Origin of the sequence: Campylobacter concisus, from assembly GCF_003048405.1 — a bacterium.
Lineage (GTDB): Bacteria > Campylobacterota > Campylobacteria > Campylobacterales > Campylobacteraceae > Campylobacter_A > Campylobacter_A concisus_Q.
Map to the genome: position 1 here is coordinate 256891 of NZ_PIQS01000001.1, position 16200 is coordinate 273090.

The 16200-nt window shown below is 37.7% G+C and carries 14 protein-coding genes and 1 pseudogene; 3 read left to right on the top strand and 12 right to left on the bottom strand.

Annotation, left to right across the window (positions count from 1 at the left end; genetic code table 11):
* The 12 genes and pseudogenes from CVT18_RS01340 to groES all read right to left on the bottom strand — a co-directional run bounded on the left by CVT18_RS01340 (window position 1) and on the right by groES (window position 10724).
* Window positions 1-267, bottom strand: coding sequence for a hypothetical protein (locus CVT18_RS01340; RefSeq protein WP_159071480.1), 267 nt, complete (start codon window positions 265-267; stop codon window positions 1-3).
* A gap of 107 nt (window positions 268-374) precedes the next feature.
* Window positions 375-1106 (bottom strand): hypothetical protein, encoded by a 732-nt coding sequence (locus tag CVT18_RS01345; protein WP_107824128.1) that lies wholly within the window; start codon window positions 1104-1106, stop codon window positions 375-377.
* 3 nt (window positions 1107-1109) lie between these two features.
* A complete protein-coding gene (locus CVT18_RS01350; RefSeq protein ID WP_103628389.1) occupies window positions 1110-2045 on the bottom strand; it encodes a GDP-L-fucose synthase family protein in 936 nt (311 codons plus the stop codon).
* Window positions 2029-2559 carry a D-glycero-beta-D-manno-heptose 1,7-bisphosphate 7-phosphatase gene (gmhB, locus tag CVT18_RS01355; RefSeq protein ID WP_103628388.1) on the bottom strand — a complete coding sequence of 177 codons (531 nt, stop codon included), beginning with the start codon at window positions 2557-2559 and terminating at the stop codon, window positions 2029-2031. The genes CVT18_RS01350 and gmhB overlap by 17 nt, the downstream gene beginning before the upstream one ends.
* Entirely contained in the window at window positions 2549-3238 is a 690-nt protein-coding gene (locus tag CVT18_RS01360) for a nucleotidyltransferase family protein (RefSeq protein WP_103628387.1), read from the bottom strand. Before CVT18_RS01360 ends, gmhB begins: the two co-directional genes overlap by 11 nt.
* A 2-nt stretch (window positions 3239-3240) precedes the next feature.
* The gene (locus CVT18_RS01365) at window positions 3241-3837 is read right to left on the bottom strand and encodes an SIS domain-containing protein (RefSeq protein WP_103628386.1); all 597 of its coding nucleotides are present in this window, start codon (window positions 3835-3837) and stop codon (window positions 3241-3243) included.
* Complete coding sequence (locus CVT18_RS01370) at window positions 3825-4847, bottom strand: dehydrogenase (RefSeq protein ID WP_103628385.1); 1023 nt, start codon at window positions 4845-4847, stop codon at window positions 3825-3827. Before CVT18_RS01370 ends, CVT18_RS01365 begins: the two co-directional genes overlap by 13 nt.
* A 19-nt stretch (window positions 4848-4866) precedes the next feature.
* Window positions 4867-5901 carry a GDP-mannose 4,6-dehydratase gene (locus CVT18_RS01375; RefSeq protein WP_103628384.1) on the bottom strand — a complete coding sequence of 345 codons (1035 nt, stop codon included), beginning with the start codon at window positions 5899-5901 and terminating at the stop codon, window positions 4867-4869.
* Window positions 5902-5933: 32 nt separating this feature from the next.
* Window positions 5934-7275: pseudogene (locus CVT18_RS01380) on the bottom strand (mannose-1-phosphate guanylyltransferase/mannose-6-phosphate isomerase).
* Between the two features lie 2 nt (window positions 7276-7277).
* Entirely contained in the window at window positions 7278-8678 is a 1401-nt protein-coding gene (locus CVT18_RS01385; RefSeq protein ID WP_107824129.1) for a phosphomannomutase/phosphoglucomutase, read from the bottom strand.
* Between the two features lie 133 nt (window positions 8679-8811).
* Window positions 8812-10446 carry a chaperonin GroEL gene (gene groL / locus CVT18_RS01390; protein ID WP_103628382.1) on the bottom strand — a complete coding sequence of 545 codons (1635 nt, stop codon included), beginning with the start codon at window positions 10444-10446 and terminating at the stop codon, window positions 8812-8814.
* A 17-nt stretch (window positions 10447-10463) separates the two neighbouring features.
* On the bottom strand, window positions 10464-10724 hold the full coding sequence (gene groES / locus CVT18_RS01395) for a co-chaperone GroES (protein WP_103628381.1): 261 nt from the start codon (window positions 10722-10724) through the stop codon (window positions 10464-10466).
* A gap of 168 nt (window positions 10725-10892) precedes the next feature.
* Here groES and CVT18_RS01400 point away from each other — a divergent pair, with 168 nt between their 5' ends.
* From CVT18_RS01400 to CVT18_RS01410, 3 genes are all read left to right on the top strand, one after another.
* Entirely contained in the window at window positions 10893-13436 is a 2544-nt protein-coding gene (locus CVT18_RS01400; protein WP_103628380.1) for a tryptophanyl-tRNA synthetase, read from the top strand.
* A complete protein-coding gene (locus CVT18_RS01405; RefSeq protein ID WP_103628379.1) occupies window positions 13437-14594 on the top strand; it encodes an MFS transporter in 1158 nt (385 codons plus the stop codon). It begins immediately after the preceding gene.
* Window positions 14595-14694: 100 nt separating this feature from the next.
* Complete coding sequence (locus tag CVT18_RS01410; protein WP_103628378.1) at window positions 14695-16062, top strand: hypothetical protein; 1368 nt, start codon at window positions 14695-14697, stop codon at window positions 16060-16062.
* The last annotated feature ends 138 nt before the right edge of the window (window positions 16063-16200 follow it).

Genomic DNA, 16200 nt, shown 5'->3' on the forward strand with positions numbered 1-16200 from the left:
TTATATGTTTATCCTATTTACAAATTCTTCTAGGCTAAAAATGGCACTATAATTAACTTTATCTCTTTGGGTTCTTTTTATAACTTGCATTAACTGTATACTATTACCTGGATCAAAAAAACTAATTGCTCTACCAAAATGCATCTCAGCCATTTCAAATGTTGTACATCTGGTTGCTACTATACTCTTCTTAAGTTCATATGCTTGTGATAAAACAGAACTTGCACTCATATATGTTTCCAGATAGCTAATTAAGACTATATCCATTTTAGACATTACTTTGAAAAAGTCAACATTTCCAAGTTTATCATAAAAAAGGACCCTATTTGCAATATCAAAATCTTTAAACTTCCATAAAATTTCATCTAATTTTTCTATGGATACATTTTCTTACAAATCTGTCTTTCACCAGGATGAGCTCCACCTACTATATGGAGCCTATAATTACTTGGTAAAATAGTTAATGCTTTTATGGCAGTCTCAAAATCCTTATGGGCATTAATATAGCCGAACATGCCAATATCTACATAATTGGCCTTATCATTAATACACGTTTTAGAGTAATTGCAAAAGTAAGATCTTATCTTGTTGCTAAAATATGTTACCGGATAGTAAACTATATCTCCATTATATATTCTCTTAACAGCATTATAGTCTTTTATATTATTAACCCAGATTTTACTTTTATTATTAATACTATTTACAAAACTAATTATGTCTAGGTATAAATTAGTAAAGGTATCATCTTGAATATGAAAAGAATGAACAAATAAAACCAATTTGCTTGAATTTTCCAATATATTAAAAATATTTCTTCTCATATCTTCCAATGTATCACCATACATACCAAGTTCCAAATGCAAATGTGTAACATCAGACCTTTTTACAATCCCTATAACATTTTCAATATTATTATTAAATTTAGACTTGTCTCTTAGTACTGGATTGTATATGTTATTTATGGCTCCGGTATCGGCAAACGCTAATCTTGCCCCAATGGCTCTAGATACCCTTGTGGCATATAGTTTAACTGGATTATCTTCAGAAAAATCACAAACAACGGCTATACTATTAGTTTTATTTCTTAATAAAAATCTATTTAGCATACGTCATCTTCTTATATTTTGAATATTTTCACAAAACCAATCCCAGGTAATTTTTAGACCTTTATAAAGATCATATTTTGGCTCAAAACCAGTTGATTTTAGTTTAGTTAAATCATATGCACGATAATCTTGTCCATTAGGCTTCGTACTGTCCCATTTGACCTTACAATGAAGTCCGGTTATATCTGCTAAATTATCCACTATATCCTTTATTTTTATAACGCTACTACTACCAATATTCACAGCACCGTCTATATTAAACATTATATTTATAAGTGCTTGTGCAGCATCATAGGAAAATAAAAAATCCCTTTGAGCAGATCCATCGCCCCAAACAACAATATCATCACCATTTTTATAAGCTCTATAAAATTTACTAATCAAAGCCGGTGTAACATGTCCGAAATTTTCATCAAATTTATCATGAGGACCATACAAATTACAACTAATAACAAAAGCAAAATTGGTATTATAGCTCTTTTTATAGGCACACAACTGTGCGTACATAGCTCTTTTTGAAATAGCATAAGAGTCCTCAGAATCATGTGGATACCCCATCCACATCATATCTTCTTTTAGCGGTAACCCAGGAGACGGGTATGGGTAAACACATCCAGAGCCCATCGCTACTATTTTTTTAACATTAAAAATCCTACTGGCCTCGACAACATTAGTATTTATCATAACATTATCAAGATAAGATAATCCCTTATTTTCCATGTTTCCCATTATACCATACACTCTAGCTGCATTATGAAAAACATAATCTGGTTTCAATTCTGCAAACATTTTCAATGTTTGTTCCATATTTGTTAGATTATACTCTCTGCTGGTTGGCGTAAATATCTGTGTATATCCTTGTTCTTGCAATAATTTTTTTAAGGCATACCCAACCAAACCATTGCCACCGGTAATCAAAATTCTAGAATCTTTTTGCATGTTTCACAAGCTCCTTTATATTGCTAATTTTATTAAAATATCTACTTTCTTTTATGCTTGAAGCAGTTGTAATCAAATAGTTTCTCCCTACACCGGCATTTATACCAGCCTCAACATCTGAAATTTTATCACCGACTAGTATAGAATTTTGCAAATCTATACCAATTTCTGCCTTTGCTCTTAATATCATACCAGGCCTTGGCTTTCTACACTCGCACTCTACACCGAATTCTGGATGATGCGGACAGTAGTACACTTTTGTAATATTAATATTATTTGACTTAAATTCACCAATCATCCAATTGTTTAATTTAATGAAATCGTCTTCCGTATATAATCCTCTTGCTATACCGGCCTGATTTGTGATAACTACTATAAAATAATCAAGCTTTTGAAAATATCTACAAACATCAAATATACCATCTATAAATTCGAATTCAGAAATTTTATAAAGATAATTTTTTTCTATGTTTATAACCCCGTCTCTATCCAAAAATAGAGCTTTATATAACATATTTTAGCTCCTTTTGCGCCTTATAATAGTCCTCCGGAATACCTACGTCAATGAAATATCCATTATCTATTACTCCATAAATTTTCTTTTCTTTATAGTTTTTATTCATAAAATCTTCAAAAGAAAATTTTTGTACATCTTCATTATCTAAAAAATTTTTCCTTATAATATATAAACCACCATTTATTAAACCGTTCTCGCAATACTTTTTCTCATTAAATCCAATAACCCTATTTGCGGAATCCAACTTTACAATACCGTACCTATCAAAGTTACACATTGGCTTTAAACATAGAGTTAAGTCTGCTAAATTATTTAGATGACTTTTGAATAGCGCATCCAAATTTACGTTAAAAAACGTGTCGCCATTAAGCAACAAGACATTCTCGTTATTGCAAAATTTTAACGACTGCTTTATTGCGCCACCGGTGCCCAATGGTTCTTCTTCTACTGAATATTTTATACTTATATCAAAAAACGTATCACTAAAATATTTAATAATAGTGTCTCTTTTATAGCAAACAGACAATACCACTTTATTAATATTATTTTTTTTAAGGTATCTAAAAATGTATTCCAAGAATGGTATACCCATTATTGGAGCCATTGGCTTCGGGACATTAGAAACTACTGCCCGAAGTCTAGTACCAAGACCTCCAGCTAAAATTATCGCTTCCAAAACTAAAAACCTTTACCGAATATAAATTCTTCTACAACTGCACATATGGTGTGAGCTATCAGAATATGCCCCTCCTGTATTCTCGGCGTTTCGTTAGATGGCATGCATATACAATAATCGCAGATATTTTTCATAAGACCACCATTTTCACCAGTAAGCCCAACCGTTAAAATATTATTTTCTCTCGCATACTTTAAAGCCTCTATTATATTTTTAGAATTTCCACTGGTAGAAATACCCAAAAATACGTCGCCAGCTTTCCCATTTGCTTGAAGTTGCCTTACAAAAATTTTTTCATACCCATAGTCATTTCCAATGGCCGTCAAAACCGACGTATCCGTCGTTAAGGCGATAGATGCTAGTCCTGGCCTATCAAAATAGAATCTACTAACAAATTCTCCAGCAATATGCTGGGCATCTGCCGCACTACCACCGTTGCCAGCTATTATGGTTTTATTTCCATTTTTATATGCTTTGACTATCGCCAATGATACTTCTCTTACAACCATACCGATATTCTTAGAATTGTAAATTGCTTGTTTTAGCTCCAAGGACTTCCCAAACTGATTTATTATAAAATCATTAATCATACTTTCCATGCAGTAGTTCCTTCCTTTGTGAAATTGAAATTTATAACTTTTCCACCGCTGTTGTTCAATGCCTTAACAAGCTGATATTTTTTTATGGGATCGACCATAAAAAACATAAAGCCGCCGCCGCCAGCACCGCTAACCTTGCCAGAATATGCACCATTTTCAAGCGCAATATTTAAAACTTTATCTATTTCACTATTCGTAACAGATTTTGCCATATTTTTTTTAGACTCCCAAGATTTGCCCAATATCTTAGCAAAGCCGTTGATATCACCCTTTAATAAAAACTCTTTCATTAAACGGGCATCATCTTTTACTTGGTGCATGGCCTCCAATGGTTTAGGATTTTTTGTTGCGGTATTTTTCTTTTCTTCTTCTATAGCGGATGCAGACCTTCTTATCCCGGTAAAATACAAAACTATTGATGATTCAAATTCATTAATAATCCAATTTTTAACTCTTAATGGATTTACTATCACCCTATTATTATCATAAAATTCTATAAAATTAAATCCGCCAAAAGTTGCAGCATATTGGTCTTGTTTACCACCAATTATACCAACATCAATTCTTTCTATTTCATAAGCAAGATAGGCTATTTCATATTCTCCTAATGGCAAGTTTAACCATTCGCAGAATGCTTTTATTATTGCTACCACCATGGTTGATGAGCCTCCTAGACCGCTACCGGATGGAGCATCAGAATATGTGGTGAGCTTAAATGATAACGCATTGCCATTATTATAGCACTCTATTATCTTATTATATATGCTTTTATATAAATCCAGCCTTCCATCACAACTAATAAAATTGGTCTTTGCAACTTCTACGAATTCATTTTGATCTAATGAATTAAAAATTATCTTGTCGTCATTAGTAACTTCTATATTACAATAGGCATACAAATTTAGAGTAGCGTTTAAAACAGCCCCTCCATAAGTAGAGTAATAAAATTCTATATCCGTACCACCGCCAGCAAGCCCCAGTCTTAGCGGTGCCTTTGATCTAATTATCATACAATATCCTTTGCTATATTTATCTATTTAAAGGAATCTTACCTTTTGAAATCTCATCCCTCCAGTGATTCAGTAGATCTAAGAACATTTTTTTGGTCGGTATTTCAGGTTTCCAATCTATAAATTGTCTAATTTTGGTATTATCAAACATTTGATAATCGGCATCTATCGGCCTTAATCTGTCTGTATCCGTTTCAACCCTTATTTTATCCTTCATGGTGCTATAACCGATTAATAAATCTACAACTTCTGGCAATTTATAGGCTTCTTCACCAGCAATATTAAACGCCTCGCCACAAGGAATATTCCCTTTTTCGCTCTCTAATGATAAAAGATAATAAGCCCTAACAGCATCCCTTGCATCCTGAAAAGTTCTAACGCTTGACAAATTTCCAACCTTGATAACTGGCTCTTGTAGCCCAGCTTCTATTAGTGCGATCTGTTTTGCAACCGTACTTTCAAAAAATACGTCGCTTCTTCTAGGCCCAGTGTGCGTCCCCATTCTAGTTATAAAAGTTTTTATATTATAAGCTTCGCCATAAAATCTACCCAAATAATCGGTTCCAATTTTACTAATACTGTATGGGCTTGCTCCATGAAATTTAGTATCTTCATTTAGTTTTTCACCAGGCTTTGCTCTACCATAAACCTCACTCGAAGAACAGATGTGAACCACTGGGTCATAACCATCTGTCTCTTTAAATTGTCTAATAACTTCCAGCAGGCTAGCAGTTCCTATGATATTCGTCTGTAGTGTTTCTATTGGAATATTAAAAGATGTTTTTGGAAATGATTGTGCAGCCAAATGAAATATTACATTTGGTCTCACTGCATTAATCATCCTATTAATTGATGCATAATCATTCAAATCAGCATAGTATATACTAATCCTATCCTTTTTATTTATCCTGTCATTTAGATGATATAAATTATCCATAGGTTCTTGCCAACGCATCATTCCAACTATCTCATAGCTAGTATTTTCTAGCAAAAAATCAGCCATCTGTGAACCAACCTGCCCTGTAATACCGGTAATTAACGCCACTTTACCCACTATATAATCCTTTTATATAAAATTTTTATTTATCAATTTCTATCAAAATCGTCTTCTATCCTAATAATATCATCTTCTCCTATATACTCCCCCACTTGCACCTCTATTAAAATAACCGGCATATTACCATTGTTTGCCAAACGATGAACTTCTCCTGTTTTTATATATGTCGATTCGTTTGACTCAACTAGTCTAATTTCGCCTCTTACGGTTACGGTTGCCACACCAGATACAACCGTCCAGTATTCGCTTCTATAAAGATGCTTTTGCAAGTTCAGTCTTTTACCGGGTTTAACCACTATCTTTTTCATCTTATAGCTGCTACCCTCGCAGCACCTCGTAGCTGCCCCACGGACGGTATACGCTCGTGTGCGCTTCGCAAATTTCAGGAAATGAATTCAAAAAGTGCTTATAAACCTCTTTTACCTTTTACGAACTGCCTTTTTTGGCGATCAAAAGCGCGTCTTTGGTATCGACTACGAGCAAATTTTGCACGTCCACGAGCGCGGTAGGTTTTTTGGTCAGGATAAAATTTTCGCTTGAGTCGATTTGTAGCGATTCGCCGATATTTTTTATCTTTTTACTCAGCTCGTCAAAGCTACCCATATCGCTCCAGCCTGCATCAAGTGGCACCATTTTGATATTTAGGCTTTTTTGCATTAGCGCATAGTCGATGCTGATATCCTCGATCTTATCCATAAAATTCGGACTAATTTTTAGCAAATTCGGTTCGTTTGCCGAGCCCTCTATCGCCGCCGTAACGTCTTTTACGATACCTGGCGCGTATTTTTTCATCTCGCTTAAAAACACGCCCGCCTTAAAGCAAAACATACCGCTGTTAAAATAATATCCGCCCTCTTTTATAAATTTAGTCGCGGTTTCAAGATTAGGCTTTTCGATAAACCGCTCTACGTCGCCGTTTTTATCGGCCTTGATGTAACCGTAACCGGTATTTGGCTCGCAAGGCTTTATGCCAAACGTCGCTAAAAAGCCCTGACTTGCGTAGCTTTGCGCGATCAAAAGCGCTTTTTTATACTCCGCTTCGTTCTCGATTAGATGGTCGCTTGGAGTAACGAGCAAAATTTCGTCCTCATCGCAGCAAAGCGCCGCAAACGTAATCGCCGCGGCAGTATTTTTGCCGAAAGGCTCGAGGATAAATTTATCTATTTTTTTACTTCCGCATTCATCAAGCGCCAAAAAATAGTGCGCCTCGTTGCAAACGATGATCGTTTTTTGCGCGTGTACGTTGCGTCTAAGCGTAAGGTCAAAGAGAGATTTGCCGTTAAAAAGCCTGATAAATTGCTTTGGCATCAGAGTGCGAGATAGCGGCCAAAGTCTCGTGCCCGAACCTCCGCAAAGTATAACGTTTGTCATTTTTACGCCTTTTGCTTTAAATTTTCGACCAAATTTAAAAATGTTTCTTGTAATTTTACAAGCAAATTTTGATCCTTGGTCTCAAATCTCGTGACGATAACCGGCGTAGTATTTGAGGCTCGCACTAGCGCCCAGCTGCCGTCCTCAAATCTCACTCTAACGCCGTCTATATCGATGATTTCGGCTATCTTGCCTAGACCTGCTAGCAAATTTTGCGCGTCGCCCTTCTCGTAAATTTCAACCAAAACCTCTTTTAGCTTTGCAACCAGCTTAAATTTTTGCGCGTCGGTCGTTTTTATCTTGATCTCGTCGGTGCTAAAGACCTTTGGCAATTTATCGAGCTCGCCGTCTAGGTTAAAGCCTTTAGCCACAAGCTCCAGCGCGCGAAACATCGCGTACGTCGCATCATCAAAGCCAAAATACCTCTCCTTAAAGAAAATATGACCGCTCACCTCGGCCGCCATGTCGATATTTAGCTCCTTCATCGCCTTTTTGATATTGCTGTGGCCGGTCTTGCCCATGAAGCTTTTGCCGCCGTGCGCATCGATCTCGTCGTACATATTTTGCGAGCATTTGACCTCGCCGAGAACTCGCGGATTTTTCATCGCAAGGCTATATAGATAGGCTAGTTCGTCGCCTTTTATGTTGCGTTTTTTGGTTAGAACCGCAATGCGGTCGCCGTCGCCGTCAAAACCGAATCCTATGTCAAATTCGCCCTTTAGCGCGGCCTTTAGGTCGCTTAAATTTTTCTCCTCGCTAGGGTCTGGGTGATGGTTTGGGAAGTTGCCGTCGGGCTGGGCATATAAAATTTGAGCGTTCAAATTTAACGCCTCGCAAATTTCGGGCAGAACCGCTCCGACCGCGCCGTTTGCGCAGTCGATGACGATTTTAAGCGGCAAGGCTTTTAGATGTGCAAACTGTTCTATAAGAAAATTTTTATAAGGCGTCGCGATGTCGAATTTCTCGGCTCTCAAATCATCGGGGATTTGCGTTTTTGCCGCGATGCCTGCTAGCACGGCGACTTTTAACTTTTGCAAATCCTCGCCGAAGTAACTATCCTTAAAAATCGTGATTTTAAAGCCGTTGTACTCTTTTGGATTATGAGAGCCGGTTATCATTACGTTTGCGTCAAATTTATCCGAAAACACGCTAAAATACCCGACCGGCGTCGGCAGTAAGCCGATATTGTAGACCCTGATCCCGGCTAAATTTAGCCCGCTAACCAGCCAGCCAAAAATCTCATTTGCACTTAGCCTAGCATCATACCCCACGCTAACGTTTTTTGCGCCTCGTCGTAGCATTTCTCGGCCCAAATTTAACCCGATCGCTTTGACGCTCGTTTCGTTTAGATCGCGCTCGTAAATGCCGCGTATATCGTATTCTCTAAAAATTTCTTGTATCATAAATTTTTTATCTTTTAATTAAATAATTTTAGGATTATAGATAAAAAGAAGTTAAATTTTTATTAATTTTAGCCATTTTTTAGAAATTTGAGATTTTAGAGATTTACCCGACGGAAAGTCGGGTAAATTCGGGCTACATCATGCCGCCCATACCACCCATTCCGCCCATGTCAGGCATTGCAGGCATTGCTTTTTCTTCTTTTATCTCGCTGATAGTTGCCTCAGTTGTTAGTAGTAAGCTAGCCACACTAACAGCGTTTTGAAGCGCAACTCTCTCAACTTTCACTGGATCGATGATGCCAGCTTCAAACATATTTACATATTCGCCAGTTGCAGCGTTAAAGCCAAAATTTGCATCTTTGCTTGTCTCAACTGCGTTTGCTACTACGCCTGCGTCAAAGCCAGCGTTTTCAGCGATTTGGCGAAGTGGAGCACGAAGCGCTCTTCTAACGATCTCAGCACCGATTGCCTCATCTCCTTGTAAATTTAGATTTACACTCTTTGAAGCAAGGATAAGAGCTGAACCGCCACCTACTACGATGCCCTCTTCAACAGCTGCACGAGTAGCACTTAGAGCGTCATCTACGCGGTCTTTTTTCTCTTTCATCTCAGTCTCAGTCGCAGCACCTACTTTGATAACTGCCACGCCACCGCTTAGTTTTGCAAGGCGCTCTTGAAGTTTTTCTTTGTCATAGTCGCTTGTAGTCTCTGCGATTTGCGCTTTGATCTGAGTTATTCTAGCGTCGATCACTGACTTCTCGCCTGCGCCATTTACGATAGTTGTGTTATCTTTGTCGATAACTACGCTTGAAGCTTGACCAAGGTCGTTTATAGTAGCGCTTTCTAGTGTTCTGCCTAGCTCTTCGCTGATGACTTCGCCACCTGTTAAGATAGCAATATCTTCAAGCATCGCTTTTCTTCTGTCGCCAAAGCCAGGAGCTTTAACAGCTGAGATGTTTAGCACGCCGCGAAGTTTATTTACAACAAGCGTTGCAAGTGCCTCGCCCTCGATATCTTCAGCAATAATTAGAAGTGGTTTGCCACTTTTTTGTACTTGCTCAAGCACTGGAAGTAAGTCTTTTAAATTTGTAATCTTCTTGTCAAATAGCAATATGAATGGATTGCTTAGCTCAACTTGCATTTTTTCAGGGTTTGTGATGAAATATGGGCTTAGGTATCCGCGGTCAAACTGCATACCCTCAACAACGCTTAGCTCGTCTTGGATAGACTTTGCCTCTTCTACTGTTATAACGCCATCTTTGCCGACTTTCTCCATCGCATCAGCGATAAGCTTGCCGATGCTCTCGTCTGAGTTTGCAGAGATAGTAGCGATCTGAGCGATCTCCTTTGAGCCTGATACTTTTTTAGAGATATTTTTTAGTGCATCTATAAGCGCTGCTACTTCTTTATCCATGCCACGTTTTACTTCGATAGGATTTGCGCCAGCAGTTACGTTTCTAAGACCCTCTTTAAATATCGCATGAGCTAGTACAGTAGCTGTTGTAGTGCCGTCGCCTGCTTGGTCGTTTGTCTTGCTTGCTACTTCTCTAACTAGGCTTGCACCCATGTTTTCGATAGTATCTTTTAGCTCAACCTCTTTAGCCACACTAACGCCGTCTTTTGTGATGTTTGGAGCGCCAAAGCTCTTTTGGATAAGGACATTTCTGCCTCTTGGTCCCATTGTCACTTTCACAGCATCATTTAGTTTTTTTACGCCCTCGTATAGGCGGTTTCTTGCATCATCAGAGTAAAAAATTTCTTTTGCCATTGTTTTTCCTTTTTAAATTATTTAATCACGCCTAAAATATCGTCGATGTTTAAAACAAGATATGTTTTATCATCTAAATTTATCTCAGTGCCACCGTATTTTGCAAATACAACTTTATCACCAACTTTTACACCCTCTACTTCAGCACCGACTGCTTTTACCTCACCGCTTAAAGGTTTTTCTTTTGCGTTATCAGGTATAATAATGCCCGAAGCTGTGGTCTTTGTCTCCTCTACGCGTTCGACTAGAACACGCTTGCCTAATGGTTGAAAATTCATTGTTCATCCTTTTAGTTTAATTGTCTTTTTTAGCACTCTTTATTTTTGAGTGATGAAATCCTAGCATTTTTTTCTAAAAAAGTCAATGAATTTATAGCAAATTTAATTAAATCTTTAGTCTATTTGACTAAAGTTTCGTGATATATAAAACTAATATAAGGGAATTTTATGAAAAAAGTAGCCTATATAATTTTCGCACTCGTGCTGACAATAGCTTGCATCTTTGGCTTTATCTTTAGCCCATTTGGGAGTACATTTATCGCTGGCAAGATCGAAAAAGAGGCACTCGCTCGTGGTATTGATGTCAAATTTAAAGATTTTAGCCTGGGGGTTAGCACCTTAAATTTAGAAGCGACCGTGATGAATGCCATAAATTTAAAAGCAAATGGCGACCTCTCCTTGCTTGCTCAAAGCATGAATTTAAACATAGATATAAATGCCGACAAGGCAAAGGCTAGCGAGCTTGGGTTAAAAAGAGATGTAGCGCTTAAAGCAAACGTGGCTGGTAAATTTAGCGACTTCAAACTAGTAGCAACTGGCACGGCGCTTGGCTCAAATATAAATTTAAACGCAAATTTAAAAGACTACCTGCCAAAAGCCTTAAATCTTGACGCTAAAAATATCGAACTTTCTGAGATATCAGCCCTTGCGCAAAAGCCAAATTTAGCTAGCGGCAAGCTTGATCTAACGAGCAACATGCAAGGGGTTGATGAGAAAAATGAGCCCATCATTAACGCTCAAATTTTAGCAAGTAATGGCGTAATAAACAAAGAAATTCTTAAAAACGAATTTGGGCTAAATTTGGCAAAAGATATAAGCTTTAAAGGCGGCATAAATGCTAAATTTGCAAATGAAAAAGTAGTGGCAAAAACCCTTATCATTGCGCCTGAAGCCACTTTAAAAGCAAATGAGACGACTTATGATCTAGCTAGCAAAAATTTAAAGAGCGATTTTTCGCTAAATGTGCCTGATCTTGCCCTTTTTGGCAAGCTCTTGGGCGAGCAGCTAAATGGCGCAGTGGACGCAAACGGCGAAATTTTAATGCAAGAAAATGCTCTTAAAAATCTAAAAACTGAGATAAACGGCCTTGGCGGCAAGATAAATGCAAATTTTGATAGTAAAAATTTAGTCCTAAATGCAGCAAATATCAAGCTAAAAGAGCTTCTAGCACTTGCCTTGCAGCCTAGCTACGCAGACGGGCAGATAAATTTAAACGCAAATTTTAGCGGCTTTGACGAGCTAAAAAAGCTTGCTGGAGAGGCTAAATTTGATATAAAAAACGGCCTTATAAACAAAGATCTTGCAAAGCTTAAAAATGCGGCTAAATTTGAGCTAAAAGGCGGCGCTACCGCAAAAGGTGAGCTTGTAAATTTTGACGCAAACGTGCTTAGCGACCTTGGCGAGCTAAAGGATATAAAGGGTATTTATGACCTAAAAAACAGCCAAATTTTTAGCAAATTTGCCCTGCTCATTAGCGACCCTGAGAAATTTAAAGCGGTTAGTGGCTTTGAGGTGAGCTCAAAAATGGCGCTTGCGGGCGATATAAAGGTCAAAGAAAGCAAAATAGATGAGCTAAATTTAGGCGGCGATGCCTTTGCTGGCAAGCTAAACGCCACCATAAAAAATGAAAATCTTGATCTTAGCCTAAAAGAGGCGCAGTTGGGAGATATCTTGGCACTTAGCGGCAACGACAGACTGGCAAATGCCAAGGCAAATGTCCAGGCAAAGGGGCAAAATATCTTTAGTAAAAGTCCAAGCATCGCCGCAACGATCGCTTTAAACGAGGGCAAATTTAACGCCGCAGTGCTTAGCAGAATGCTTGATAAAAAATTCCCACAAAACGAGAAATTTAGCTCAAATTTGAGCCTAGACTACAAAGGCGAAGTAGCGAAATTTAGTGGCGACTTTCTTAGCTCGCTAGCTGATATAAAGGGCATAGATGGCAGCTTTGACGTGGGCAAAAACACGCTAAGTTTAAAGCTTCAAGCGGTGGTTTCAGAGCTAAATAAGCTTGCATTTTTAGCTGGCCGCGAGCTTCACGGTAAATTTGCAGCGCTCATTACCGCAAATGGCAAAGTAGATGATCTAAGCGTAAAAGCCACTTCAGACGATCTCTTTAAAGGCAAGCTCGAGGCAACCTACAAAGGCGGCGCGCTTGATGTGATGCTAAAAAATTTCGATATCAAAGGACTAACGCAGACCCTAGCACTTGATCATCTCTATGATGGCAACGGCGATGCGAAATTTGACTATGAGACAAAGCAAAGGCTGGGTAAATTTGACATCTTGCTAAAAGAGGGTCACCTAGCCAGCACAAATCTCACAAACAACATAAAAATATTCACCGGCAAGGACATCACAAAAGAAATTTACAAAGACGGCAAAATTTACGGCGACATAAAGGGCGACAACGTCGTTTTTAACGTAAATTTAAGCTCACCAAAGAGCGACATAAATGTCTCAAAAGGCACTTATAATACTGCCACGAAAATGCTAAACGCGCCACTTGTTTGCAGACTCGAAAAGACCGACCTAAACGTGAAAATTTCAGGCACGACAGATAACCTAAAATACGACGTCGGCTCGCAATATTTAGAAAACAAAGTCAAAAAAGAGATAGGTAGATTTTTAGATAAAAAGTTAGGCGGCAAAGATAGCAACTCAAGCAGCGACAAGCAAAATTTAAAGGGGCTTTTAAAAGGGTTATTTTAGATGAAAAAGGCGGAAAATTTAAAGTATCTAATGGGGCTTGGGCACTTTTGCAGCGACATAAACCAAAGTGCTCTTGGCGCAATGCTGCCATTTTTCATCGCGAGCTACCACTACGACTACGCCACGGCCGCCTCGCTCGTGACCGCCACAAATTTAGCAAGCTCGCTCATCCAGCCACTAATCGGCCGCCTAAGCGACAAAAGGGAGCTTCCATACGTCATCCCGCTTGGGCTGCTGTTAGCTGGCGGAGGCATGAGCCTAACTGGCTTTGTCACAAACTACTACCTCATCTTAGTTTGTGTGATGATAAGCGGTATCGGCGCCGCGCTTTTTCACCCAAGTGCTGCAAGGATCGTAAACTACGCCTCAAACGCCAAAAATAGAGCCAAAAGCATAAGCATATTTTCATTTGGTGGCAACCTTGGCTTTGCGGTTGGACCTATTTTGGTTGCTGTTTTTGTGGGAAATTTTGGTCTAAAAGGGACGCTGGTCTTCATCATACCTCAAATTTTTCTGACACTTTTGTACCTTAAAAAGGGCAAATTTATAAAAGCACTAGAGGGCAATCACAAAAAGCAAATTTTGCAAAAAACGATCGCTCTAAAAGACGATCTGGGCGCATTTTTGAGGCTTTGCGTCTGTATATTTTCACGCTCCATCGTAGCCTTTGGTTTTACAGCATTTTTTAGCATATATCTCATCAAAATTTTTGGCATCAGCAAAGAGGTGGCAAATGTAAATTTAAGCCTCTTTTTCGCCGCAGGTGCGATCTCTACACTATTTGGCGGAGCGCTAGCAGATAGGTACGGTCTAGTTAGACTCATTAAAATAAGCCTAAGCGTCGCTGCGCCGCTAGTCGTGCTAATGCTCTTTATCGACAGCTACGCGCTATTTCTCGCGGCCTCGATCTGCGTAAGTGCTTGCATCAGCCTATCTTTTAGCCCTTCAATCGCCCTTGCACAGCTTTATTTGCCAAACCAGATAGGCCTAGCCTCAGGCGTAACGCTTGGCCTTAGCATCACAATCGGCGGCATATTTGCGACGGTCATCGGCAAGATCGCTGATATATTTAGCCTGACGCACTCATTTTATTTTATAGCCGTAGTCTCGATCATTAGTGCAGCTTCGAGCTACTTTTTAAAGCCGGTTGCACGATAAATAAATACTAAATTAATATAAATTAACCTGATTTAAAAAATATTTAAATATTTTTTAAATCAATTACAATAAAATAACTAATTTAATTTAAGGAACAAATTTGGAACAGTTACAACAAGAAAAAAAATATATGTTAAAAAGCGCCAGAGAGTTGGGGCTTATATCTTGTATCATGGCGATATTTAAGTATCTAGTTTTCGTTTCAGGACTTTACAAAACCCTTGATCGCGATTTCAGTCTTATCCTCAAAGCATGCTGCGACTCTATCAGTTGGATACTTTTATTTTTTGCTATTTCATTGATATGCTCTGTTTATAATTCCTCAAAACTAAGAACATATTTTAAAATTTTTACTATTTTCATTTTGATATATGTCATTTTAACTTTTTTGACTTTTAAAATTGTCATGTATCTGGGAGAAAGAAATTTTAACTATAATGATTTTATCTTTACGATATTGAATTATTTTTATAGCAACGAAGAGATTATGTATAATCATGACCTATTTAAACAGCTACTCATTTATCGTAGTTATTTATTGAGAGTATTATTCGTAACAGCATCACTATTTTTATTTATATCTATCGCAAAATTAACAAAAATAATAAAAGAAAAAATGTTTTGGGCTTATGCATTATTTGGTGCATTTCATATAGCAAGCTACTTTATTAAAATTGATCACAAAATTTATGATTATATTGATATTGGAGCTTTCTTTATTGCTTTAATCGCATGGTGGCGACTAAAGATACAGGCAAGTAGTGACGAAATTCAAGTAATTAGCGAAAATGGGATTTTAAATGTGACTACTATCAAATCTTCAAGCCAATTAGCCGCGAAAGCCTGCTTAGTTGGCCTTATCGCAATATTTTTTTACTATATATTTTTTGAATATTTGTTAGCACATCAAGAAAGAATGTCACTTCGACCAATAATATTTATAAAGCCTCTTGTTTATGTGGTAGTATTAGCGGTTATTTACTCTGCCGTTAAGCAGATAGCACATACGTTAAATGAGATAAGACTACATACAAATTTCTTATTTTTCTCTATCCTTTTTGTGATATTTACAATAGCAAAAGCAACAACTGACTACATGTATATATATGCTTACGATTATAATTTTTTAAATATCTTTGGTACACACAATGCCTCAATTAAATCTTTAGTTTCTAGTGCCAATACAATCTTATACATTGGAGTATTTGCTCATTTGTTAGCTATAGTATTTTTATTTTTATTTACAACAAGATTAGTGAGCGCAACTAAAAGTAGGCTATTTTGGATAAATTTTATATTGTTTGTGGTAAGTTCAGTCATACTTTTAGCACTACTATTTCCGGGTAAGCCAGACTTTATAGGCCTTTTAACCAAAAACATAGACCTTTTTAATATAGCAGAGTTTTTCTTTTTACTAATTGCTTGGTATAGCGTGAAAAAAGACACAAGAGAACAGGATAGATCATAAAACGGCATTTGGCGATAAATTTATAGTTTAAACAGCTAAAGACAAGATGATTTTTGTCTTTAGCTTCGCTATGAGGAGACGAGGCGAAATTTTACGATACAAAGGAGCATACATGTAGTATGTGACTGAAGTAGAGTG

Excerpts from the sequence above, each read along its gene's own strand:
- CVT18_RS01340 (WP_159071480.1), bottom strand. The coding sequence starts at position 267 with ATGGATATAGTCTTAATTAGCTATCTGGAAACATATATGAGTGCAAGT.
- CVT18_RS01345 (WP_107824128.1), bottom strand. The coding sequence starts at position 1,106 with ATGCTAAATAGATTTTTATTAAGAAATAAAACTAATAGTATAGCCGTT.
- CVT18_RS01350 (WP_103628389.1), bottom strand. The coding sequence starts at position 2,045 with ATGCAAAAAGATTCTAGAATTTTGATTACCGGTGGCAATGGTTTGGTT.
- gmhB (WP_103628388.1), bottom strand. The coding sequence starts at position 2,559 with ATGTTATATAAAGCTCTATTTTTGGATAGAGACGGGGTTATAAACATA.
- CVT18_RS01365 (WP_103628386.1), bottom strand. The coding sequence starts at position 3,837 with ATGGAAAGTATGATTAATGATTTTATAATAAATCAGTTTGGGAAGTCC.
- CVT18_RS01370 (WP_103628385.1), bottom strand. The coding sequence starts at position 4,847 with ATGATAATTAGATCAAAGGCACCGCTAAGACTGGGGCTTGCTGGCGGT.
- CVT18_RS01385 (WP_107824129.1), bottom strand. The coding sequence starts at position 8,678 with ATGATACAAGAAATTTTTAGAGAATACGATATACGCGGCATTTACGAG.
- groL (WP_103628382.1), bottom strand. The coding sequence starts at position 10,446 with ATGGCAAAAGAAATTTTTTACTCTGATGATGCAAGAAACCGCCTATAC.
- groES (WP_103628381.1), bottom strand. The coding sequence starts at position 10,724 with ATGAATTTTCAACCATTAGGCAAGCGTGTTCTAGTCGAACGCGTAGAG.
- CVT18_RS01400 (WP_103628380.1), top strand. The coding sequence starts at position 10,893 with ATGAAAAAAGTAGCCTATATAATTTTCGCACTCGTGCTGACAATAGCT.
- CVT18_RS01405 (WP_103628379.1), top strand. The coding sequence starts at position 13,437 with ATGAAAAAGGCGGAAAATTTAAAGTATCTAATGGGGCTTGGGCACTTT.